General features: G+C 70.4%; 20 protein-coding genes and 1 pseudogene. 11 read left to right on the top strand and 10 right to left on the bottom strand.

Translation table 11 applies throughout. From position 1 onward, the window contains the following. Window positions 1–7: 7 nt before the first annotated feature. From ASG87_RS16210 to ASG87_RS16195, 4 genes are all read left to right on the top strand, one after another. Complete coding sequence (locus ASG87_RS16210; RefSeq protein WP_056007605.1) at window positions 8–949, top strand: ABC transporter ATP-binding protein; 942 nt, start codon at window positions 8–10, stop codon at window positions 947–949. Beyond that, the gene (locus ASG87_RS16205; protein WP_056007602.1) at window positions 946–1,680 is read left to right on the top strand and encodes an ABC transporter permease subunit; all 735 of its coding nucleotides are present in this window, start codon (window positions 946–948) and stop codon (window positions 1,678–1,680) included. Before ASG87_RS16210 ends, ASG87_RS16205 begins: the two co-directional genes overlap by 4 nt. Further along, entirely contained in the window at window positions 1,677–3,581 is a 1,905-nt protein-coding gene (locus tag ASG87_RS16200) for a Gldg family protein (RefSeq protein WP_056007598.1), read from the top strand. The genes ASG87_RS16205 and ASG87_RS16200 overlap by 4 nt, the downstream gene beginning before the upstream one ends. A 127-nt stretch (window positions 3,582–3,708) precedes the next feature. Further along, the gene (locus ASG87_RS16195) at window positions 3,709–4,575 is read left to right on the top strand and encodes a cytochrome c oxidase assembly protein (RefSeq protein ID WP_056008998.1); all 867 of its coding nucleotides are present in this window, start codon (window positions 3,709–3,711) and stop codon (window positions 4,573–4,575) included. Window positions 4,576–4,607: 32 nt separating this feature from the next. Here ASG87_RS16195 and ASG87_RS16190 read toward each other — a convergent pair whose 3' ends face one another. Further along, window positions 4,608–5,090, bottom strand: coding sequence for a copper chaperone PCu(A)C (locus tag ASG87_RS16190; RefSeq protein WP_056007596.1), 483 nt, complete (start codon window positions 5,088–5,090; stop codon window positions 4,608–4,610). Next, window positions 5,087–5,725 (bottom strand): SCO family protein, encoded by a 639-nt coding sequence (locus tag ASG87_RS16185; protein WP_056008995.1) that lies wholly within the window; start codon window positions 5,723–5,725, stop codon window positions 5,087–5,089. The genes ASG87_RS16190 and ASG87_RS16185 overlap by 4 nt, the downstream gene beginning before the upstream one ends. A 61-nt stretch (window positions 5,726–5,786) precedes the next feature. Here ASG87_RS16185 and ASG87_RS16180 point away from each other — a divergent pair, with 61 nt between their 5' ends. Next, window positions 5,787–6,164, top strand: coding sequence for a DUF423 domain-containing protein (locus ASG87_RS16180; protein WP_056007594.1), 378 nt, complete (start codon window positions 5,787–5,789; stop codon window positions 6,162–6,164). A 49-nt stretch (window positions 6,165–6,213) separates the two neighbouring features. Further along, the gene (locus tag ASG87_RS16175; RefSeq protein ID WP_200949134.1) at window positions 6,214–6,627 is read left to right on the top strand and encodes a hypothetical protein; all 414 of its coding nucleotides are present in this window, start codon (window positions 6,214–6,216) and stop codon (window positions 6,625–6,627) included. Window positions 6,628–6,752: 125 nt separating this feature from the next. Here ASG87_RS16175 and ASG87_RS16170 read toward each other — a convergent pair whose 3' ends face one another. The 4 genes from ASG87_RS16170 to ASG87_RS16155 all read right to left on the bottom strand — a co-directional run bounded on the left by ASG87_RS16170 (window position 6,753) and on the right by ASG87_RS16155 (window position 10,216). Next, window positions 6,753–7,538 carry a CPBP family glutamic-type intramembrane protease gene (locus ASG87_RS16170; protein ID WP_056007591.1) on the bottom strand — a complete coding sequence of 262 codons (786 nt, stop codon included), beginning with the start codon at window positions 7,536–7,538 and terminating at the stop codon, window positions 6,753–6,755. A 25-nt stretch (window positions 7,539–7,563) separates the two neighbouring features. Then, window positions 7,564–7,755 carry a hypothetical protein gene (locus ASG87_RS16165; protein WP_056007588.1) on the bottom strand — a complete coding sequence of 64 codons (192 nt, stop codon included), beginning with the start codon at window positions 7,753–7,755 and terminating at the stop codon, window positions 7,564–7,566. A 9-nt stretch (window positions 7,756–7,764) separates the two neighbouring features. Beyond that, window positions 7,765–8,628, bottom strand: coding sequence for an SPFH domain-containing protein (locus ASG87_RS16160; RefSeq protein WP_056007585.1), 864 nt, complete (start codon window positions 8,626–8,628; stop codon window positions 7,765–7,767). Between the two features lie 76 nt (window positions 8,629–8,704). Further along, a complete protein-coding gene (locus tag ASG87_RS16155) occupies window positions 8,705–10,216 on the bottom strand; it encodes a transglutaminase-like domain-containing protein (RefSeq protein WP_056007582.1) in 1,512 nt (503 codons plus the stop codon). Window positions 10,217–10,329: 113 nt separating this feature from the next. Between ASG87_RS16155 and purT the strand changes: the two genes are divergently transcribed. After that, window positions 10,330–11,511, top strand: a complete 1,182-nt coding sequence (purT, locus tag ASG87_RS16150; protein WP_056007579.1) for a formate-dependent phosphoribosylglycinamide formyltransferase — start codon at window positions 10,330–10,332, stop codon at window positions 11,509–11,511. Window positions 11,512–11,586: 75 nt separating this feature from the next. After that, complete coding sequence (locus tag ASG87_RS16145; RefSeq protein ID WP_056007576.1) at window positions 11,587–13,116, top strand: FMN-binding glutamate synthase family protein; 1,530 nt, start codon at window positions 11,587–11,589, stop codon at window positions 13,114–13,116. 8 nt (window positions 13,117–13,124) lie between these two features. Here the strand turns inward: ASG87_RS16145 and ASG87_RS16140 are convergent, their stop codons facing one another. From ASG87_RS16140 to ASG87_RS16125, 4 genes are all read right to left on the bottom strand, one after another. After that, complete coding sequence (locus ASG87_RS16140) at window positions 13,125–13,829, bottom strand: arginyltransferase (protein WP_056007573.1); 705 nt, start codon at window positions 13,827–13,829, stop codon at window positions 13,125–13,127. Between the two features lie 58 nt (window positions 13,830–13,887). Continuing rightward, window positions 13,888–14,280, bottom strand: coding sequence for a DUF2007 domain-containing protein (locus ASG87_RS16135; RefSeq protein WP_056007571.1), 393 nt, complete (start codon window positions 14,278–14,280; stop codon window positions 13,888–13,890). Between the two features lie 33 nt (window positions 14,281–14,313). Next, window positions 14,314–15,180 (bottom strand): acyl-CoA thioesterase II, encoded by an 867-nt coding sequence (gene tesB / locus ASG87_RS16130; RefSeq protein WP_056007568.1) that lies wholly within the window; start codon window positions 15,178–15,180, stop codon window positions 14,314–14,316. Between the two features lie 104 nt (window positions 15,181–15,284). Next, window positions 15,285–17,108, bottom strand: a complete 1,824-nt coding sequence (locus ASG87_RS16125; protein ID WP_056007565.1) for a DEAD/DEAH box helicase — start codon at window positions 17,106–17,108, stop codon at window positions 15,285–15,287. On the opposite strand from ASG87_RS16125, the pseudogene ASG87_RS21260 reads away from it, so the two are divergent. From ASG87_RS21260 to fghA, 3 genes and pseudogenes are all read left to right on the top strand, one after another. Then, a pseudogene (locus ASG87_RS21260) lies at window positions 17,107–17,338 on the top strand (SDR family NAD(P)-dependent oxidoreductase); the annotation flags it as partial. The gene ASG87_RS16125 and the pseudogene ASG87_RS21260 sit on opposite strands and share 2 nt — an antisense overlap. Before the next feature lies 1 nt (window position 17,339). Beyond that, a partial coding sequence (locus ASG87_RS16120; RefSeq protein ID WP_235499673.1) for an SDR family NAD(P)-dependent oxidoreductase occupies window positions 17,340–17,973 on the top strand: 634 nt, incomplete at its 5' end. A gap of 41 nt (window positions 17,974–18,014) precedes the next feature. After that, window positions 18,015–18,863, top strand: coding sequence for an S-formylglutathione hydrolase (gene fghA, locus ASG87_RS16115; protein WP_056007560.1), 849 nt, complete (start codon window positions 18,015–18,017; stop codon window positions 18,861–18,863). Window positions 18,864–19,113 lie beyond the last annotated feature (250 nt).

Here is a 19,113-nt window from a genome sequence, read left to right as displayed (position 1 = left end):
ACCGACCATGATCGAAACCGACCAGCTCACCCGCCGCTACGGCCACCTGACCGCGGTGGATGCCCTGAGCATCCGCGCCGAGCCGGGCCAGGTACTCGGGCTGCTCGGGCCCAACGGGGCCGGCAAGTCCACCGCGATGCGGATGATCGCCGGCTTCCTCGCGCCCACCTCGGGCACCGCGCGGGTCTGCGGCCACGACGTGCGGCGCGAGCCGCTGCGGGCGAAGCGCGCGCTGGGCTACCTGCCGGAGGGTGCGCCCAGCTACGGCGAGATGACCGTACGCGAGTTCCTGGTCTTCATCGCCCGCGTGCGCGGCCTGCGCGCCGAGGTGGGCTACCGCCGTTTCGAGGAGGTGGTGGGCCGGCTGCAACTGGAAGACGTGCTCGAACAATGCATCGACACCCTGTCCAAGGGCCTGCGCCGGCGCGTCGGGCTGGCCCAGGCGATCCTGCACGATCCGCCGGTGCTGATGCTGGACGAGCCGACCGACGGCCTCGACCCCAACCAGAAGCACGCCGTGCGCCAGTTGATCGATGCGATGGCACGCGAGCGCACCATCCTGATTTCCACCCACCTGCTCGAAGAAGTGCATGCGCTGTGCAACCGCGTGGTGATCATCGCCCGCGGCCGGCTGCTGGCGGACGCGACGCCGGCGGAGCTCGAGCAGCGTTCGCGCTACCACGGCGCGGTGTCGTTCAGCGCGCCGGGCAGCGGCGTCTCGCAGGAGATGCTGGGCCGGCTGCCGCAGGTCGCCTCGATCGAGGTGGACCCGCTGGACGGCCGCATCACGGTGTTCCCGAAGCCCGGCGTCCGCATCCTCGAGCCGGTCGAGGAACTGCTGCGCCAGCAGGGGCTGGAGGTGTCCGAGATCCAGCTCGAACGCGGCCGGCTGGACGAGGTGTTCCGGCACATCACCACCGGCGCCGGGGCGGCGGAGCGCACCGCATGAGTCCGACGATGGCGGTGATGCGGCGCGAGCTGCGCAGTTACTTCGTGACGCCGGTGGCCTACGTGTTCCTGGTGATCTTCCTGGTGTTGGCCGGCATCCTCACGTTCTACACCGGCGACTTCTACGAGCGCGGCCAGGCCGACCTGCAACCGTTCTTCACCATGCACCCGTGGCTGTACCTGATCCTGGTGCCGGCGGTGTCGATGCGCCTGTGGGCGGAGGAGGAGAAGGGCGGCACGCTGGAGCTGCTGCTGACCCTGCCGCTGACCCTGCGCCAGGCGATGCTGGGCAAGTTCTTCGCGGCCTGGCTGTTCCTCGGCCTGGCGCTGGCGCTGACGGCGCCGCTGTGGATCACCGTGAACTATCTCGGCTCGCCGGACAACGGCGTGATCCTCGCCGGCTACCTGGGCAGCTGGCTGATGGCGGGCGCCTTCCTGGCGATCGGCGCCTGCCTGTCCACCCTCACGCGCAGCCAGGTGGTCGCGTTCATCCTCACCGCGCTGATCTGCGTGCTGCTGATCCTGGCCGGCCAGCCGCAGGTGCTGGACTTCTTCCAGGGCGCGCTGCCGCGCAAGCTGATCAACGGCGTCGCGCACCTGAGCATGCTGCGGCATTTCGAGGCGATCGCGCGCGGCGTGCTGGACGCGCGCGACCTGCTGTATTTCCTGCTCACCATCCTCGCCTGGCTCGCCGCCGGCGTGCTGGTGCTCGACCTGAAGCGGACCCGATGATGCGCCGGCGATTCCACCTGACCCGGCGACGGGGCCTGTTCGCGGCGCTGGCCCTGCTGGTCCTGCTGTTCACCGCGCTGGCCCTGGCCAGCAGCCGCTGGCTGCAGGTGGCGCGGGTGGACCTCACCGCGGACAAGCTCTATACCCTGGCGCCGGGCACCGTGCACATCGTCGATGGGCTGCGGCGCCCGATCAAGCTCACGCTGTATTTCTCCGAGCACGCCACGCGCGACCTGCCGCAGCTGCGCAGCTACCAGCAGCGCGTGCGCGAAATGCTGCAGGAGATGGTGGCCCGATCGCGCGGGCACATCCGCCTGCAGATGATCGATCCGGTGCCGTATTCCGACGACGAGGCCAGCGCCGAGGGCGCCGGGTTGACCGCGGCCAACGGCGGCAGCAACGGCGAGCGGGTGTTCTTCGGCCTGGTCGGCAACGTCGTGCCGGCGGCGGGCGAGGGCGAGCCGGAACCGGAGGCGGACGAGCGGGGGACGGAGCGCGTGCTGTCGATCCCCTTCTTCGACCCGAGCCGGGAGACCTTCCTCGAATACGACATCGCCAAGCTGCTGTACGAACTGAATGAGCCGAACAAGCCGCACATCGGGGTGATCAGCTCGCTGCCGGTGAGCGGCAACCCGGTGATCGGCGAGCCGGCCTGGGCGGCGATCCGCCAGTTGGAGCAGTTGTTCGAGCTGAAGACGATCGACCCGGCCGGGCTGGTGCGCATCGACGGCGACATCCAGGTGCTGCTGCTGATCCATCCGAAGCGGCTGCCGCCGGACGCGCAGTACGCGATCGACCAGTACGTGCTGCGCGGCGGGCACCTGGTGGTCTTCGTCGATCCGGACGCGGAGCTGGACACCACGCCGTACGTCGACAGCAACGGCGTCACCGACGACCACGACTCCAACCTGCCGGCGCTGTTCGCTGCCTGGGGCGTGGACTACGACCCGCGGCAGATCGTGCTCGACCGCTCGCGCGCGCTGCAGATCGAGCTGGGCGGCAGTTCCCTCAACCATCCGGCGATGCTCGGGCTGGGCACGCAGGAGCTGAACCACAGCGACGTGGTGACCGCCAGCCTGCAGCGCATCAACGTATCCACCGCCGGCAGCTTCGACCTCAAGCCGGATGCCCGCACCCGGCTGGAGCCGCTGCTGCAGAGCACCGCCGAGGCCCAGCGCGTGCCCGCCCAGCGCGTGCTGGAAGCGGCCAGCGATCCGAGCCTGCTGCTGCAGAACTACAAGCCCGACGGCACCCACTACGTGCTGGCCGCGCGGCTGCACGGCGAGTTCGCCAGCGCCTTCCCGCAGCGTGCCGGCCAGCCCGGCCACCTCGCGCATTCGGCGCCGAACGCGGAGGTGATCCTGATCGCCGATACCGACCTGCTCAGCGACCGGCTGTGGGTGGAATCGCAGAATTTCCTCGGCCAGACCGCCTTGAGCGCGTTCGCCAACAACGGCGACTTCATCACCAACCTCGCCGACAACCTCAGCGGCTCCTCGGCGCTGCTGTCGATCCGCGGCCGCTCCACCTCGCAGCGTCCGTTCACCCGCGTGCGCGCGCTGCAGAACGCCGCCGACCAAAAGTTCCTGCTGAAGAAGCAGGAGCTGGAGCGCGAGCTGGCCGAGACGCGCCGGCGCCTGGACGAGCTGCAGCCGGCCAAGGGCGGCCGCTCCTCCGCCGCCAGCGCCGAGCAGAAGAGCGAGGTGGAGCAGTTCCAGCAGCGCCGGCTGGCGATCAACAAGGAGTTGCGCGACGTGCAGCACCAGCTCAATGCCGAGATCGACGCGCTCGGGCTGCGCCTGAAGTTCATCAACATCGTGCTGGTGCCGGCGCTGGTGACCCTGGCCGGCCTGCTCTACGGCTGGCGGCGTACCCGGCGCAGCCGCATGCGCCCGACGTAGGGCGCGGCCGGGGCGGCAATCTGCCGCATCGGCCCGCCGGGCTCCGCCCGCCCGCTATGCTGGCGTATCGTGGCTTGGGCTTGCCGATGCAGGAGTGGCCCCGGGCGGCCTGGCGCGGAACGGATCGATGATGGCGTTGTTGCTGAAATGGGTGGTGCCGTGGGAGTTCTCGTGGGTATTCCTCGCGACCTTCCTGCTGGCCTGCGTCCTGTACTGGCGCGGCTGCCGCAAGCTTAGGGTCAGCTTCGGCCGGCGGCTGACGTTCTGGATCGGCATGGTGATGATCTACCTCACCCTGCACACCTACCTCGATTACTACGCGGAGCACGAGTTCTTCATGCACCGCATCCAGCAGGTGCTGCTGCATCACCTGGCGCCGCTGCTGATCGTCGCCTCGTATCCGGGCAGCGTGCTGCGCGCCGGCCTGCCGCTGTCGTGGCGCGCGCGGGCGCTGCGTCCCGCGCTGCGCTCGTGGCCCTGGCGGCTGTGCGCGGGCGTGCTGCTGAACCCGGCGGTGGCGACCATCGTCTTCGTCGGCTTCATCCTGATCTGGCTGGTGCCGCACATGCAGACGCTGGCGATGCTGGACTGGCGCATCTACCGCTTCATGAACTGGTCGATGCTGGCCAGCGGCTTCGTCTACTGGTGGCTGGTGCTCGACCATCGCCCGCGCCCGCCGGGGCGGATGACGCCGGGCGCCCGCGTGCTGTCGCCGGCGGTGACGATGACGCCGCAGATCCTCGCCGGCGCCATCGTCACGTTCTCCAAGACCGACTTGTATCCGATCTTCGAACTGTGCGGCCGCGCCTTCACCTTCAACGTGCTGACCGGCCAGTTGGTCGGCGGCGTGATCATGTGGGTGCCGGCGGCGCTGATCGAATCGATCGGCGCGTTGCTGGCGCTGCGCCAGTGGCTGCGGCTGTCGCGCAGCGGACGGATCCGGCGCCGTGCGCGCACCGCGCAGGCGGCGGTGCGGCCGTTGATGCAGGACTGAAGAACGGCGGTGGCGGCGCCGCCGTCGGCGGCTCAGTGGCCGTGGTGCATGCCGCCGGCGTCTCCGGGGGCGAGCGTGTTGGCGGGGCGGGCGAGGAAGTCGACCGGGAGCGCGCTGCCGTCGGCGAAGCGCAGCTCGATCTTCACCGTGTCGCCGGCCTTCACCGGATGCGTCGCGTGCATCAGCATGAGGTGGTAGCCGCCAGGAGCCAGCGTCACCGAGCCGTGCGCGGGAATCGCCAGCGTGTCGACCATGGTCATCCGGCTCATGCCGGTTTCGCGCGAACTCCGATGCAGCATCACCTCGGCGTAGGTCGTGCTGGCGGCGCCGTTCAACGTCGCCGGCTCGTCGCCGCCGTTGGCCAGCGTGACGTAGCCGCCGGCGGGCAGGTCGCCCGGCAGCACGCGGATCCACGCCTGGCTGGCGTGCACCCGGGCCGCTTCGGTGGCGTGCAGGCCGCCGGCGAGCAGCAGGCCGGCGAGCAGGGCGGAAAGGGTCGGCAGGCGTGGCTTCATGGCTGGATTCCGGGATCGAGCAGCAGGTGCAGGTCGTGGACGAGGTCGTCCTGCGAGGTGGCCGGGGTGGCCAGCAGGCGCGCCTTGCCGGTGCGGTCGAACAGGTAGATCGCCGAGCTGTGGCTGACTTCGTACTGGCCGTCGCCCTTGTCCGGCTCGCGGGTGAAGGCCGAGCGGTAGCGCTTGCTCAGTGCCTCGACGGCGCGCGGCGTGCCGCTCAGGCCGACCGCGCGCGGATCGAAGGCGTTGACGTAGGCATGCATCACCTGCGGCGTGTCGCGGGCCGGGTCGACGCTGACGAACAGGATGCGCGCGCCGTCGGCGAGCGGCCCCAGCCGTTGCATCACCACGTGCAACTGCGCCAGGGTGAGCGGGCAGACGTCCGGGCAATGGGTGTAGCCGAAGTACAGCAGCACCACCTTGCCGCGGTAGTCGGCGCCGGTCACCGGCTTGCCGTGGTCGTCGGTCAGCGAAAAATCGAGGTCGGGCATGTGCCCGCCGATATCGGTCAGCCGCCAGGGCATGGCGGCGTCGCGCTGGCAGGCGGCCAGCAGCAGGATGCCCGCCAGCAGCAGCGGCCATAGGCAGAGGCGGGCGAGGCGGGCCGGCTTCGTGCAAGAATTCCCAAGGCTCATGCCGTCCAGCATACGACACCGCCGGTGTGGCGCGGCCCGCCGCGGCGAGGAAACCGTTCCGATGCGACAACCTGTCCATACCCCCGCGGCGCTGCCGGTCGGCCTGGCCGGCGCCAGCGCCGTGCTGCTGGGCGCCTTCGGCGCGCACGCCCTGCGCGGCGTGCTCGATACGCAGGCCAGCGAGCTGTGGCATACCGCCGTGCAATACCACTTCTGGCATGCCCTGGCGCTGGCCCTGGCGGCGTTCGCCGGGGCGGGGCGCTGGCAGCGGCGCGCGATGATCGCGTTCGCGCTGGGCATCGTGCTGTTCAGCGGCAGCCTGTATGCGTTGGCGCTGGGCGCGCCGCGCTGGGTCGGGATCGTCACGCCGTTCGGCGGGCTGGCCTTCATGGCCGGCTGGCTCGCGCTCGGCTGGGCGCTGCGCGCGCGTAACGGATAGTTCTTGCGCGCGTCATCGCGCGGTCATGGCCGGTTGCGATGGTGCCGGCATGAACGCGCAGATCGCCCTTCGCCATCGGCCTGCCGCGGCGTGGCCGCCGGGCCGCTTTTTCCGCGGCGTGTCCCTTGCCGTGCTGCTGGCGGTGCTGTCGGCGGGCCTGCTGCGGGACAGCGGACGAAATGCGGAGCGCGCGACCGAGCCGCCGTTGGCCCAGCAGCTCGTGCACTGGCAGGACGCGAAGCACGACTGGCTGATGGTGGTCGATCCCGCGACCCGCGAGCTGGTGGTCTACGACGCCACCGACGGCCGCCCGCTGGAGCGGCTCGGGGCGGACGACGGCCTGCCGGACGTGCAGTCGATCGCGCGGCAGGGATCGTGGCTGTTCGTGCGGGGCGGGCGGCAGCCGCAGATGCTTTGGCTGAAGCTGCCGGAATTGCGCGCCGTGGCCGTGGCGGACCGCTGAGGACCTGTTCAAAGTCTCCCAGGTATCCCTACGAAGCGTCATCCCAGCAGCTCTCAACGGCCGCAGGAATAACGAGCGGGGAGCGTGAGGGGATTCCAGCCCGACAGAGAGACTTAGGACAGACTCTAAGAACCGACCAGCGGCGCCGCCACGTGCAGCATCAGGTCGGCGCAGAAGTGCGCCAGCATCGCGTGCTCCAGCCCGTACTTCCAGAACAGGCCGCCGGAGACGACGCCGACCGCGGCGTTGAGCAGCACGATGCGCGCGACCAGCAGCGGCGAGCCGAGCAGGCCGGCGGCCTGCGCGGCGGGCAGGTGGCTGGCGCCGAACAGCAGCGCGGCCAGCACGATCGCCAGCACGAACATCCACGGTCGCGCCACGCGCCGGTTGCAGCGTGCCAGCAGCCATACCAGCGCGCTGATCGGCAGCAGCCGGCACATGATTTCCTCCACGATGCCGCCGTAGGGCGAGGCCAGCGCGCCGCGCCACGCCGCGATGGGGGCATTGCCGGCGTCCGGGTTCGGACCGAGCAGCGACAGGCCCACCACCAGCAGCCCCACCAGCACGCCAAGCACGGCGGCGAGCCACCAGCGCGACGGTCGCGCGGGGTCGCGCGGGCGCCGATAGGCCCAGGCGCGCAGCCAGGGAGCATCGAGGCCGTAGGGCGCGCCCAGGGACAGGCCGATCCAGCCCAGCAGCCAGCACAGCACGCCGGTCTGCGCCACCGTTGCCAGTATGCCGATGGGCAAAGGCAACGAATGCGCGGCGAATTTCTGCGGCATCAACTGCATCAGGTACGGCACCAGCGCCAGCATGGCCAGGGCGCCGGCCACGCCGAGCCAGGCGGCGAGCTTCAGGTGCGGGCCGCTGGATGGCAGGAGGAAATAAGGCTGTGACGGATAGGCGGACATGCGTGTGTGTCCCATGGCGGATGGTTCAGCTCGTTTCGTCGTCGGCCGCCGGCTGGATCGGGCCGGCCTTCAGGCGGCCGGCCTTGCGCAGCGCCTCGCGCAGCACGTACTCGATCTGTGCGTTGAGGCTGCGCAGGTCGTCGTCCGACCAGCGCTGCATCGCATCGAGTACGGTGGCGCTGATGCGCAGGGGGTAGGCTTTTTTCTCGCCGGCCATCGCGACGCGTCAGTACAGCGTGCCGGTATTGACCACCGGCTGGGTGCCGCGCTCGCCGCACAGCACCACCAGCAGGTTGCTGACCATGGCCGCCTTGCGTTCCTCGTCCAGCTCCACCACGCCGCGCTGGCTGAGCTGGGCCAGCGCCATCTCGACCATGCTCACCGCGCCTTCCACGATCCTGGTGCGGGCGGCGATGATGGCGCCTGCCTGCTGGCGCTGCAGCATCGCCTGGGCGATCTCCTGGGCGTAGGCGAGGTGGCTGATGCGCGCCTCGATCACCTGCACGCCGGCCTTTTCCAGCCGCGCCTGGATCTCGTCGCGCAGGTGGTTGTTGATCACCTCGCCGTGGCTGCGCAGCGAGGGCTTGCCGTCGTCGTGCGCGTCGTACGGGTAGCTCTGCGCCATCTGCCGCAGGGCGGACTCGCTCTGGATGTGCACGAAGTTCTCGTAGTCGTCCACGCAGAACACCGCCTCGGCCGTGTCCAGCACCTGCCACACCACCACGGCGCCGATCTCGATCGGGTTGCCGTCGTTGTCGTTGACCTTGAGCTTGCCGCTCTCGAAGTTGCGCACGCGCAGCGACAGGCGCTGCTTGGTATAGAAGGGGTTGGTCCAGCGCAGGCCCTCGGCGCGCACGGTGCCGGCGTACTTGCCGAAGAGCTGCATCACCTGGCCTTCGTTCGGGGCGACCTGGAAGAAGCCCTTGAGCAGGAAGGCGGTGACGACGATCACTACGATGCCGGCGAAGAACTGGCTGCCTGACCGCGACGGATCGGCGGTGACCAGCAGGCCGACACCGATGGCCGCCAGTACCAGGCACACGCCGACAAATGGAATGCCGGCGACCGAAAAGCCCTTGCGTTCGTTCATGGCGTTGTCTCCCAGAGGTGGGAGAATTAGATATCAAAAAGATATCAATGTAAATACCCCCGGTGGCAGCCCTGGATCAGCGCTCCCCGCCCGCGGTCGCCGGTGCGATGGGCCCCAGGGGAGCGGGGGTGTCGATCAGGTCGGAGCCCGACATGGCGGTATCGATGCGGATCCGGCCGAACAGTCGGCTGGCGGCGAAGAAGTGCCACGGGTCGCCGTCGCTGCTGGACAGCGCCAGGTGCGTCGCGTCGAAGCGGCGCAGGGCGGCGTCGTAGCTTTCCCAGTGATCTCCCACCCATGCCTGCACCCATTCGTGCGGCACGAACACCCGCGAGATGCCGGCGTAGCGGTCGGCGTAGACCATGCCGCTGACGATGCGCGCCGGGATGCCCTCGGCGCGGGCGAGCGCGGCCAGCAGCACGGCGTACTCGGTGCAATCGCCCTGGCGGCTGTGCAGCACCTCCAGCGCGGAGGCATAGCCGACGTCCAGCCCATGATCGGTGATGTAGTCGCTGACGAAGCTGCGCAGGCGGCGCATCTTGGCGCGGTCGCTGCCCGCATTGCCGACCACGCGGGCGGCGAGCTGGCGGATCGCCGGCGCGTCCGACTGCAGCCAGGCATTGGCCTTGCTGTCCTCCGGCTGGGGCGGTGCCTGACCGCCTGGGCGGGCGCCGCCGACGTCGACCAGCCACTGCCCCTTGCCCAGGGCGGTCACCCGCTGCTCGCCGGTGTCGATGAACAGGCGGTCGTCGCCCGGGCCGAGGATGCGTACCCGGTAGCGCAGCGGCGTGGCCCGCCAGTTGGCCGGCAGCCGGCGCGGCGAGTCGACCATGGCGGCGCGGAACATGTCCACGTCCTGGTTCGGCGCCAGTGCGCATTCGCGGCTGCAGGCGAGCATCTCCAGCGGCCGGCCGACCAGGCTCAGCAGGCCCTTGCGCGGGATGCCGCGCTCGTCCAGCCACAGGTCGATGACCTGGTCGCCGTGGGCCAGGCCGAGCACCTGACGCTGGTGGCTGAGGGTGCGCACGCCGTCGGGCAGGACGACCTTCTCGTCGCCGAGCACGTCCATCCGCACCTCCATCACGTGGCGGCTGGCGGGATCGAATTCGCGCATCGTGTAGCTGCTGCCGGCCTTGCGGCTGGCCGCCGCCATGGCGCGGCGCTGCCCTTCGGCAAGCAGCGCGCCCCGCGGCCATTCGAGCATTTCCTGCCGGTCCTGGCCGCCGACCGAACTGTCCACCTGGAAGCGGCCGTCCTCCAGGCGCCGGCCGTCGACCGTGCTGTCGATCGCGGACAGGCGGGTGCTGGCGCCGAAGCCTAGCGGCTCGGCGTCGAGGCTTTCCACGCTGCGGCTCGTGCTGCCCAGCTTCAGCGGCCTGCCGGTGCGGTTGAGTTCCAGCGCCAGCGTCTGGACGGTGGTGATGCGGTCGGCGTCGTAGCGGCGCTCCACCTGGAGGTAGCCGATCTTGCGGCCGCCGAGCAGTACGCTCATCCAGATAGTGTCCGCCGCCGTTTCGCCGGCGTGGCCTGCGGGCCAGGCAAGGCAAAGCGTCGGCACCAGCACGAGCAGGGCGGTCAGGCGGCGCATGGGTCGATCCTGGGGAAGGGATGACGCGCACAGTGGAATCCCAACCCGGGCCTAGCGTCAATCCGCACTGCAGCGTGACTTACAATGCCGGCTTGCCTCCCGCGGAGAACCCGATGAAACCGTTCGGCACGCCTTATTCCGACCATGCCCTGCGGGTGCTGCTGCTGGGTTCCGGCGAGCTGGGCAAGGAGGTGGCGATCGAGCTGCAGCGCTATGCGGTCGAGGTGATCGCGGTGGACCGCTACGCCGATGCGCCGGCCATGCAGGTGGCCCACCGCAGCCACGTGATCGACATGCTCGACGGCGCCGCGCTGCGCGCCGTGATCGAGCGGGAACGGCCCGACCTGGTGGTGCCCGAGATCGAGGCGATCCACACGCCGACCCTGGTGGAACTGGAAAAGGAAGGGCTGCGGGTGATCCCGACCGCCCGCGCCGCCTGGCTGACGATGGACCGCGAAGGCATCCGCCGGCTGGCCGCCGAGGAACTGGGCCTGCCGACCTCGCCGTACCGTTTCTGCGATACCGAAGCCGAATACCGCGAGGCGGTCGCGGCGATCGGCCTGCCGTTCGTGATCAAGCCGGTGATGAGCTCGTCGGGCAAGGGCCAGAGCACGGTGCGCGATGCTTCCGGGCTGCAGCATGCGTGGGACTACGCGCAGTCCGGCGGCCGCGCCGGGCAGGGCCGGGTGATCGTCGAGGGCTTCGTCGATTTCGACTACGAGATCACCCTGCTCACCGTGCGCCATCAGGGCGGCACCAGCTTCTGCGCGCCAATCGGGCACCGGCAGGAGGATGGCGATTACCGCGAATCCTGGCAGCCGCAGCCGATGAGCGCGGCGGCGCTGGCCGAGGCGCAGCGCCAGGCTGCCGCGGTGTCCGCCGCACTGGGTGGGTGGGGCGTGTTCGGCATGGAGTTCTTCGTGAAGGGCGACGCGGTGATCTTTTCCGAGGTCAGCCCCCGCCCGCACGACACCGGGCTGGTCACCCTGATCTCGCAGGAGCTGTCCGAGTTCGCGCTGCATGCGCGGGCGATCCTCGGCCTGCCGATCCCGGTGATCCGCCAGTACGGTCCCGCCGCCTCCTGCGCCGTGCTGGTGGATGGCGACGGCCGCGCGCCGCGCTACCACGGCGTGGCCGAGGCGCTGGCCGAGCCGGATACCCAACTGCGCCTGTTCGGCAAGCCGGAGGTGAAGGGGCGCCGGCGCATGGCGGTGACGCTGGCGCGCGGCGAAGACCTCGACGCCGCGCGGGCCAGGGCGGTGCGCGCGGCGCAGAAGCTGCGCGTGGAGCTGTGACGGCGGCGATCGGCTAGGCTTGGGGTCGGAGGCGGGCGCGGCGCGGCGCCCGCCGGCTTTCGGACGGAGGGAACTATGGAAGCGTCGGGTTTCTCGCATTGGCTGGTCGTGCTGGTGGAGGTTTTCGCCGGGTTGTTCCTGTTGCTGCTGGCGATCGCGGTGGCGATGGTGCTGGTGGTGTGGCTGGTGGACCGCAGCCAGACGTCCAACTCGGTGCTGCGCAACTTCCCGGTGATCGGCCATTTCCGCTACGGCTTCCTGCGCCTGGGCGAGTTCTTCCGGCAGTACCTGTTCGCCAGCGACCGCGAAGAGATGCCGTTCAACCGCGCCCAGCGCGTCTGGGTGTACCGCGCCGCCAAGAACGCGGAGAACACCAACGCCTTCGGCTCCACCCGCGACCTGCGCGCCGAGGGCGTGCCGTTCTTCGTCAACGCCGCGTTCCCCTCGCTGGGTGAGCACCATGTCGATCCGAGCCCGGTGCGTATCGGGCCGTACGCGCGCGAGCCGTACGATCATGCCGCGTTCTTCAACATCTCCGCGATGAGCTTCGGCGCGCTGTCGGCGCCGGCGGTGCGCGCGCTGTCGATCGGCGCGGCCAAGGCCGGCATCTGGATGGACACCGGCGAGGGCGGGCTGGCGCCGTACCACCTGGAAGGCGGCTGCGACATCGTCTTCGAGATCGGCACCGCCAAGTACGGCGTGCGCACGCCGGACGGCCGGCTCGACGACCAGAAGCTGCTGGCGATCTGCGCGCACAAGCAGGTGAAGATGGTCAGCATCAAGCTCGGCCAGGGCGCCAAGCCGGGCATGGGCGGCCTGCTGCCGGCGGCCAAGGTGACGCCGGAGATCGCGGCGATCCGCGGCATCCCGGTGGGGCAGGATTCGCAGAGCCCGAACCGCCACCTGGACATCGCCAACGTGTCGCAGCTGCTGGACAGCGTGAACCACATCCGCGACCTCACCGGCAAGCCGACCGGCTTCAAGGCGGTGTTCGGCGACATGGAGTGGATCGAGGACCTGTGCAGCGAAGTCGCCCGCCGCGGCATCGAGAGCGCGCCGGACTTCATCATCGTCGACGGCTCGGAAGGCGGCACCGGCGCGGCGCCGCAGACCCTGATGGAAGGCGTCGGCCTGCCGCTCCACGAAGCCCTGCCGGCGCTGGTCAACACGCTGATCGCGCGCGGCCTGCGCGAGCGCATCAAGGTGGTCTGCTCGGGCAAGCGGATCACCGCCTACGACGTGGCCTGGGCGCTGTCGATGGGCGCGGACTTCGTCAATTCCGCGCGCGGCTTCATGCTGGCGCTGGGCTGCATCCAGTCGCTGCAGTGCAACCGCAATACCTGCCCCACCGGCATCACCACGCAGAACCCGAAGCTGCAGCGCGGCCTCGTGGTCACCGACAAGAGCGAGAAGGTGTACCACTACGCCGTCAACGTGATGCACGAGGTGGGCATCATCGCGCACAGTTGCGGCGTGGACGACCCGCGTCAGCTCGACCGCACGCATTGCCGCGTGGTGGGCGACGACGGCATCTCGGTGCCGCTGGTGAAGCTGTTCCCGTACCCGCAGCCCGGAACGGTGCCGGAGCGGCCGGCCACGGCCTGAGCGGCGGGTCAGGCCAGGGCCTGCCAGCCCTCGGTCGTGCGCACCTGGAGCGGCCGGAAGCGGCGCTTGTAGTCCATCTTGGGATGGCCCTCGATCCAGAATCCGAGGTAGAGCCAGGGCAGGCCGCGGCGGCGCGCCAGTTCCACCTGCTGCAGGATGGCGAAGGTGCCCAGGCCGCGGGCGGCCTCGTCCGGGTCGAAGAAGGTATAGACGGCCGAAAGGCCGTGCAGGCACACGTCGGTCACCGCGACGCCGAGCAGGCGCGCGCCCAGCCGGAATTCCAGGAACAGGGTGGGGCTCCACGGCGCGGTGAGGAAGCGCCGGAAGTCGCTGGCGTCGGCCTCGTCCATGCCGCCGCCGGCGTGGCGGGTGCGCAGGTAGCGCTCGTACAGGGCGTGGCGCTCGGTGTTGTAGCCGGCCATCGACTCGCTCACGGCGAGGTCGGCGTTGCGCTTCAGGCAGCGCCGCTGCGAGCGGTCCGGCCGGAAGTTGGCCACGTCGATGCGGCAGGGCGTGCAGGCGCGGCATTGCGGGCAGTGCGGAAAGTACAGATGGCCGCCGGCGCGGCGGAAGCCGCGTTCGAGCGCCGGGCCGTAGAGCTGGTCGAGCTGCGGCGCGGCCGGGTCGATCACCAGGTTCTGCGCCGTGCGTTCGGCGTAGTAGCCGCAGGCGTGCGGCAAGGTCTGGAACAGGCGGACGCGGTCGGAGCGCATGGACCGATTCTATGACCGGCGCCGGCCGCGATGGCAAGTCGGCCGGGCGGCCAGGCCGTCAGATCACGCCCATGTAGCGCAGCATCAGGAGCACGAAGGCGCCGGCCACCGCCAGCAGCACGATGCGGCGCACCCGCACCGCCACGCTCTGCCGGCGCAGCTCCGGCGACGGATTGCGCGCCAGCGCCAGCTCCTCGCCGTGGCGCACCACAGGCTCGATGCCGATCTCGCGCAGCAGGGCGCGTGCGCGGCTGTAGTCGTCGGCGCTGTTGACCCACACCTGCGGCCAGCCCTCGCGGTTCTCCCGGCGCTGCGAGTAGCTGAAGCGCTGGTAGCTGGGCCGGTTCCAGTTGGAGCGGTTGGTGATCGTGGTCGCGATGCCGTGTTCGGCCAGCAGCGCGGCGACGCGGTCGATGTTGTCCTGGCGGGGCGAGGTGTAGAGCTGGCGCATGCGACGAGTCTAACCGTTCGGCCCTTGCGCCGCTCAGCCTTCGCGCAGGCGGATCAGGCCTTCCTGCGCGGTGGAAGCGACCAGGCGGCCGTCGCGACTGAAGATCTGCCCGCGCGCCAGGCCGCGGCCGCCCTGCGCGGTCGGGCTGTCGAACGAGTACAGCAGCCATTCGTCGACGCGGAACGGCCGGTGGAACCAAAGCGCATGGTCGAGGCTGGCCATCTGCACGTTGTGGGTCATGTACGAGATGCCGTGCGGCAGGGTGGCGGTGCCGATCAGGTGGAAGTCCGAGGCGTAGGCGAGCAGGGCGCGGTGCAGGATCGCCGAGTCGCCGATCGGCGCGGTCAGGCGGAACCAGATGTGCTGGATCGGCGGGCGCTTCACCGGGTGCAGTTCGTCGCGCGGCCACACCTGGCGGAACTCGAACGGGCCGTCGATGCCCAGCCAGCGTTGCAGCTTCACCGGCAGCCGGGCCAGTTCGTCGGGCGGCAGGTGGCGCATCGGCTCCACGTCTTCCGGCGCCGGCACCTCGGGCATCGCGGTCTGGTGCTCGAAGCCCTTTTCCGGTTCCTGGAACGAGATCGAGCCGTTGAGGATCGGCTGGCCGTGCTGGATCGCCAGTACCCGGCGCGAGGAGAACGTGCCGCCGTCGCGCGCGCGCTCCACGCTGTACACGATCGGCGCCTCGATGTCGCCGGCGCGCAGGAAGTACGCGTGCAGCGAATGCGCCTCGCGCGAGGGATCGACCGTCTGCTGGGCCGCCGCCAGCGCCTGCCCGAGCACCTGGCCGCCGAACACGAAGCGCGTGCCGATGTCGCGGCTCTGGCCGCGGAACAGGTTGTCCTCCAGCCGTTCGAGCTGCAGCAGCTCGACCAGTTCGCTGACGTGTTCTTCCCTCATGGCGGTGATCCAGCGCGTAATGGTGGGCGCGAGTATAACGGCGCGGGACGGCAGCCCCGCCCCGACGCGCGGGCGGCGCCGGTCGCCCTGGAAGAGGCCGTGGCCTACTTGCGGCGCGGCGGCTTGCCGCCACCGGGGCGCGGCTTGAAGCCGCCGGGGCGGTGGCCCGGCTTGCGCGGCGGCGGCGCGCTGCCCGCGCCGCTGTCATTGCCGTCCCATTCGCTGATGCGCAATTGCTGCTGGCTCACCCACACCTTCTTCAGGTGGTCGAACACTTCCTTCGGCATGCCGTCTGGCAGATCGATCAGGCTGTACTCGCCACGGATGCTGAGCCGGCCGATGAAGCCGCTCTCCAGGCCGGCTTCGTTGGCAATGGCGCCGATGATGTTGCCCGGCTTCACGCCATGGTCATGGCCGACCTCGATGCGGTAGGTGCGCTTGCCTTCCTCGGTGGCGTGCGCGCGCACCGGGCGCGGCGGCGGGACGTCGCGCGGGGCGTGCTCGCGCGGCGCACGGCGCTCGTCGCGGCCGGGCGAGGCATGGCGCTCGCGCGCGGCCGGTTCGCGCGGCGCGAACTCGCGCTTCGGCGGCGGCGTCAGCAGCAGCGGCTGGTCGCCCTGCGCGATGCGCGCCAGCGCGGCGGCGATCTCGATGGCGGGGATGTTGTGCTCCTGCTCGTACTGCTCGATCAACTGCTGGAACAGGCCAAGCTCGCCCACCGCCAGGGTGTCGCTGATGCGCTGCTTGAACTTGTTGATGCGCACGTCGTTGACCGCTTCCACGGTCGGCAGCTTCATCTCCTCGATCGGCTGGCGGGTGGCGCGCTCGATCGCGCGAAGCATGCCCTTCTCGCGCGGCGTGACGAACAGGATCGCCTCGCCGCTGCGGCCGGCGCGGCCGGTGCGGCCGATGCGGTGCACGTAGCTTTCGGTGTCGTACGGGATGTCGTAGTTCATCACGTGGCTGATCCGCTCCACGTCGAGGCCGCGCGCGGCGACGTCGGTGGCGACCAGGATGTCGAGCTTGCCGTCCTTGAGCTGCTGGATCACCCGCTCGCGCTGCGGCTGGGCGATGTCGCCGTTGATCGCCGCGGCGGCCAGGCCGCGCGCCTGCAGCTTCTCGGCCAGCTCCTCGGTGGCCTGCTTGGTGCGCGCGAAGATGATCATCGCGTCGAACGGTTCGGCTTCCAGGATGCGCGTCATCGCGTCGAGCTTGTGCAGGCCGCTGACGAACCAGTAGCGCTGGCGGATGTTCGCCGCCGTGGTGGTGGCCGCCTTGATGGTGACCTCCACCGGCTCCTTGAGATGCTTCTGCGCGATCTTGCGGATCGGCGCCGGCATGGTGGCGGAGAACAGCGCCACCTGGCGGGTCGGCGGGGTGGCTTCCAGCACCTTCTCGACGTCGTCGATGAAGCCCATCCGCAGCATCTCGTCGGCCTCGTCGAGCACCAGGTACTTCAGCTCCGACAGGTCGAGCGTGCCCTTGTCCAGGTGATCGATCACCCGGCCCGGCGTGCCGACCACGACGTGCACGCCGCGGCGCAGCGCGTGCAACTGCGGGCCGTAGCTCTGCCCGCCGTAGATCGGCAGCACCTGCAGTCCGGGCAGGTGCGCGGCGTAGCGCTGGAACGCCTCGGCCACCTGGATCGCCAGCTCGCGCGTCGGTGCCAGCACCAGCGCCTGCGGCTTGCCGGGCTTGAGGTCGATGCGCGACAGGATCGGCAGCGCGAACGCGGCGGTCTTGCCGGTGCCGGTCTGCGCCTGGCCCAGCACGTCGCGTCCCTCCAGCAGCGGCGGGATGGTAGCGGCCTGGATCGGCGAGGGCGACTCGTAGCCGACGTCGGCCAGCGCGCGCGATACCTCCGGCGAAAGGGCAAGCGCGGCGAAGCCGGCGGCAGCCGGGACGTGGTCGGGAGAGGGGGCGGACATGGGGGAGAACCTCGGGTGGCACGCGCAGCGGCGTGCGGGATCGTGGCGGCCATTGTATCAGCTTGCGGCGCCCCCACCCTCCCTGGGTTCCATACCCTTTCACGAAGGAGCAACCATGTCGAACCGACTGAACGGCCGCATCGCGCTGGTGACCGGCGCCTCCTCGGGCATCGGCGAGGCCACCGCGCTGGAACTGGCGCGGCAGGGCGCGAAGGTGGCGGTTGCCGCGCNCCGCCATGAGCGGCTGCAGGCGCTTGCGGAGCGGCTGGCCGGACTCGGCGCCGAGCCGCTGGTGCTGGCCGCCGACCTCGCCGACGAGGCCGCCGCGCAGCGCGTCGTGAAGGAGGCCGAGGCGCACTTCGGACGTCTGGACATCCTGGTGAACAATGCCGGCGTGATGTACCTGGAGCCGGTCGCCGAGGCCGACCTCGGCCGCTGGCGGCACATGCTGGAGCTGAACGTGCTCGGCCTGATCGCCTCCACCCAGGCCGCGCTGGCCGGCATGCGCGCGCGGCGCGACGGCCACATCGTCAACATCGCCTCCACCGCCGGGCGCGTGGCCAACCCGAACGCGGCTGCCTATTCGGCTACCAAGTTCGGCGTGGTGGCGTTCTCCGAGGCGTTGCGCCGCGAGGTCTACAAGGACAACATCCGGGTCAGCGTGATCGAGCCGGGCGTGGTCGAGACCGAGCTGCGCGACCACATCGGCCATGCCGCGACGAAGGATGCGCTGAATGCCTGGGCCGGCGGCATGCGCCAGTTGCAGAGCCAGGACGTGGCCGAGGCGATCGCCTTCTGCGTAAGCCGGCCGCCGCACGTCAACGTGAACGAAGTGCTGATGCGTCCGACCGACCAGGAACGTTGAGCGGGCTATCATTGGCGCCCCCGCAGGCAATGGGAGCGACCATGGGCGCGATCGAGACGGTTTCCGAACAACGCTGCTTCGGCGGCGTGCAGGGTTTCTACCGGCACGAGTCCGGCGCCTGCGGCGGTCCGATGCGCTTCGCGCTGTACCTGCCGCCGCAGGCCGCGGCGGGCCCGTGCCCGCTGCTGTATTTCCTCGCCGGGCTCACCTGCACCGAGGAAACCGCCACCATCAAGGCCGGCGCGCAGCGCCTCGCCGCGGAGCTGGGCCTGGCGCTGGCGATGCCCGACACCAGCCCGCGCGACACCGGCATCGACGGCGCCACCGGCGACTGGGAATTCGGCGAGGGCGCGGGTTTCTACCTCGACGCCACGCAGGCGCCGTGGTCGGCGCGCTTCCGCATGGAAAGCTACGTGGCGGACGAACTGCCCGCGCTGCTGGCCGCGCATTTCCCGGTGGACGTGTCGCGCAGCGGCATTTGCGGGCATTCGATGGGTGGCCACGGCGCCCTCACGCTGGCCCTGAAGCATCCGCGGCGCTACCGCTCGGTGTCGGCGTTCGCGCCGATCGTGGCGCCGAGCCAGGTGCCGTGGGGACGCAAGGCGCTGCCGCGCTACCTTGGCGACGACGAGGCCGCATGGGCCCGCCACGACGCCTGCGAGCTGGTGCGGCAGGGCACGTTCCCCGGCACCATCCTGGTCGACCAGGGCGAAGCCGACCGCTTCCTCGACGCCCAGCTCAAGCCGGAACTGTTCGACCAGGCCTGCGCGGAGGCCGGGCAGCCGCTGCTGCTGCGCCGCCATGCCGGCTACGACCACAGCTACTACTTCATCGCCAGCTTCATCGACGACCACCTGCGCCATCACGCGCGGGCGCTGGGCCTGGCGTGATATTCAGGATCGCCTTCCGGATCACCGTCGCCGCGAACCAGGGCCAACCATGCCGTCACCCCGGCGGAAGCTGGGGTCCAGCGCCTTCGGGGCCGATGCCTTCGCGGCANNACTGGATTCCTGCTTTCGCAGGAATGACGGGTGGCGGAGGGGCGATGCGAGTTGCCCGCGCTGTCCGCGCGGGATTCCAGACCGTAACCTCCAGCCGACCATGCCGTCACCCAGCGAAGGCCGGGGTCCAGCGCCTTGG

It is taken from the genome of Frateuria sp. Soil773, assembly GCF_001428405.1.
Taxonomy (GTDB): domain Bacteria; phylum Pseudomonadota; class Gammaproteobacteria; order Xanthomonadales; family Rhodanobacteraceae; genus LMSL01.
Note: the sequence above shows the minus strand (reverse complement) of the source record. Positions and strands in the feature narration are given on the sequence as shown.

Coding starts and splice junctions, on each gene's coding strand:
- ASG87_RS16210 (WP_056007605.1), top strand. CDS start 8: ATGATCGAAACCGACCAGCTCACCCGCCGCTACGGCCACCTGACCGCG.
- ASG87_RS16205 (WP_056007602.1), top strand. CDS start 946: ATGAGTCCGACGATGGCGGTGATGCGGCGCGAGCTGCGCAGTTACTTC.
- ASG87_RS16200 (WP_056007598.1), top strand. CDS start 1,677: ATGATGCGCCGGCGATTCCACCTGACCCGGCGACGGGGCCTGTTCGCG.
- ASG87_RS16195 (WP_056008998.1), top strand. CDS start 3,709: ATGATGGCGTTGTTGCTGAAATGGGTGGTGCCGTGGGAGTTCTCGTGG.
- ASG87_RS16190 (WP_056007596.1), bottom strand. CDS start 5,090: ATGAAGCCACGCCTGCCGACCCTTTCCGCCCTGCTCGCCGGCCTGCTG.
- ASG87_RS16185 (WP_056008995.1), bottom strand. CDS start 5,725: ATGAGCCTTGGGAATTCTTGCACGAAGCCGGCCCGCCTCGCCCGCCTC.
- ASG87_RS16180 (WP_056007594.1), top strand. CDS start 5,787: ATGCGACAACCTGTCCATACCCCCGCGGCGCTGCCGGTCGGCCTGGCC.
- ASG87_RS16175 (WP_200949134.1), top strand. CDS start 6,214: ATGAACGCGCAGATCGCCCTTCGCCATCGGCCTGCCGCGGCGTGGCCG.
- ASG87_RS16170 (WP_056007591.1), bottom strand. CDS start 7,538: ATGTCCGCCTATCCGTCACAGCCTTATTTCCTCCTGCCATCCAGCGGC.
- ASG87_RS16165 (WP_056007588.1), bottom strand. CDS start 7,755: ATGGCCGGCGAGAAAAAAGCCTACCCCCTGCGCATCAGCGCCACCGTA.
- ASG87_RS16160 (WP_056007585.1), bottom strand. CDS start 8,628: ATGAACGAACGCAAGGGCTTTTCGGTCGCCGGCATTCCATTTGTCGGC.
- ASG87_RS16155 (WP_056007582.1), bottom strand. CDS start 10,216: ATGCGCCGCCTGACCGCCCTGCTCGTGCTGGTGCCGACGCTTTGCCTT.
- purT (WP_056007579.1), top strand. CDS start 10,330: ATGAAACCGTTCGGCACGCCTTATTCCGACCATGCCCTGCGGGTGCTG.
- ASG87_RS16145 (WP_056007576.1), top strand. CDS start 11,587: ATGGAAGCGTCGGGTTTCTCGCATTGGCTGGTCGTGCTGGTGGAGGTT.
- ASG87_RS16140 (WP_056007573.1), bottom strand. CDS start 13,829: ATGCGCTCCGACCGCGTCCGCCTGTTCCAGACCTTGCCGCACGCCTGC.
- ASG87_RS16135 (WP_056007571.1), bottom strand. CDS start 14,280: ATGCGCCAGCTCTACACCTCGCCCCGCCAGGACAACATCGACCGCGTC.
- tesB (WP_056007568.1), bottom strand. CDS start 15,180: ATGAGGGAAGAACACGTCAGCGAACTGGTCGAGCTGCTGCAGCTCGAA.
- ASG87_RS16125 (WP_056007565.1), bottom strand. CDS start 17,108: ATGTCCGCCCCCTCTCCCGACCACGTCCCGGCTGCCGCCGGCTTCGCC.
- fghA (WP_056007560.1), top strand. CDS start 18,015: ATGGGCGCGATCGAGACGGTTTCCGAACAACGCTGCTTCGGCGGCGTG.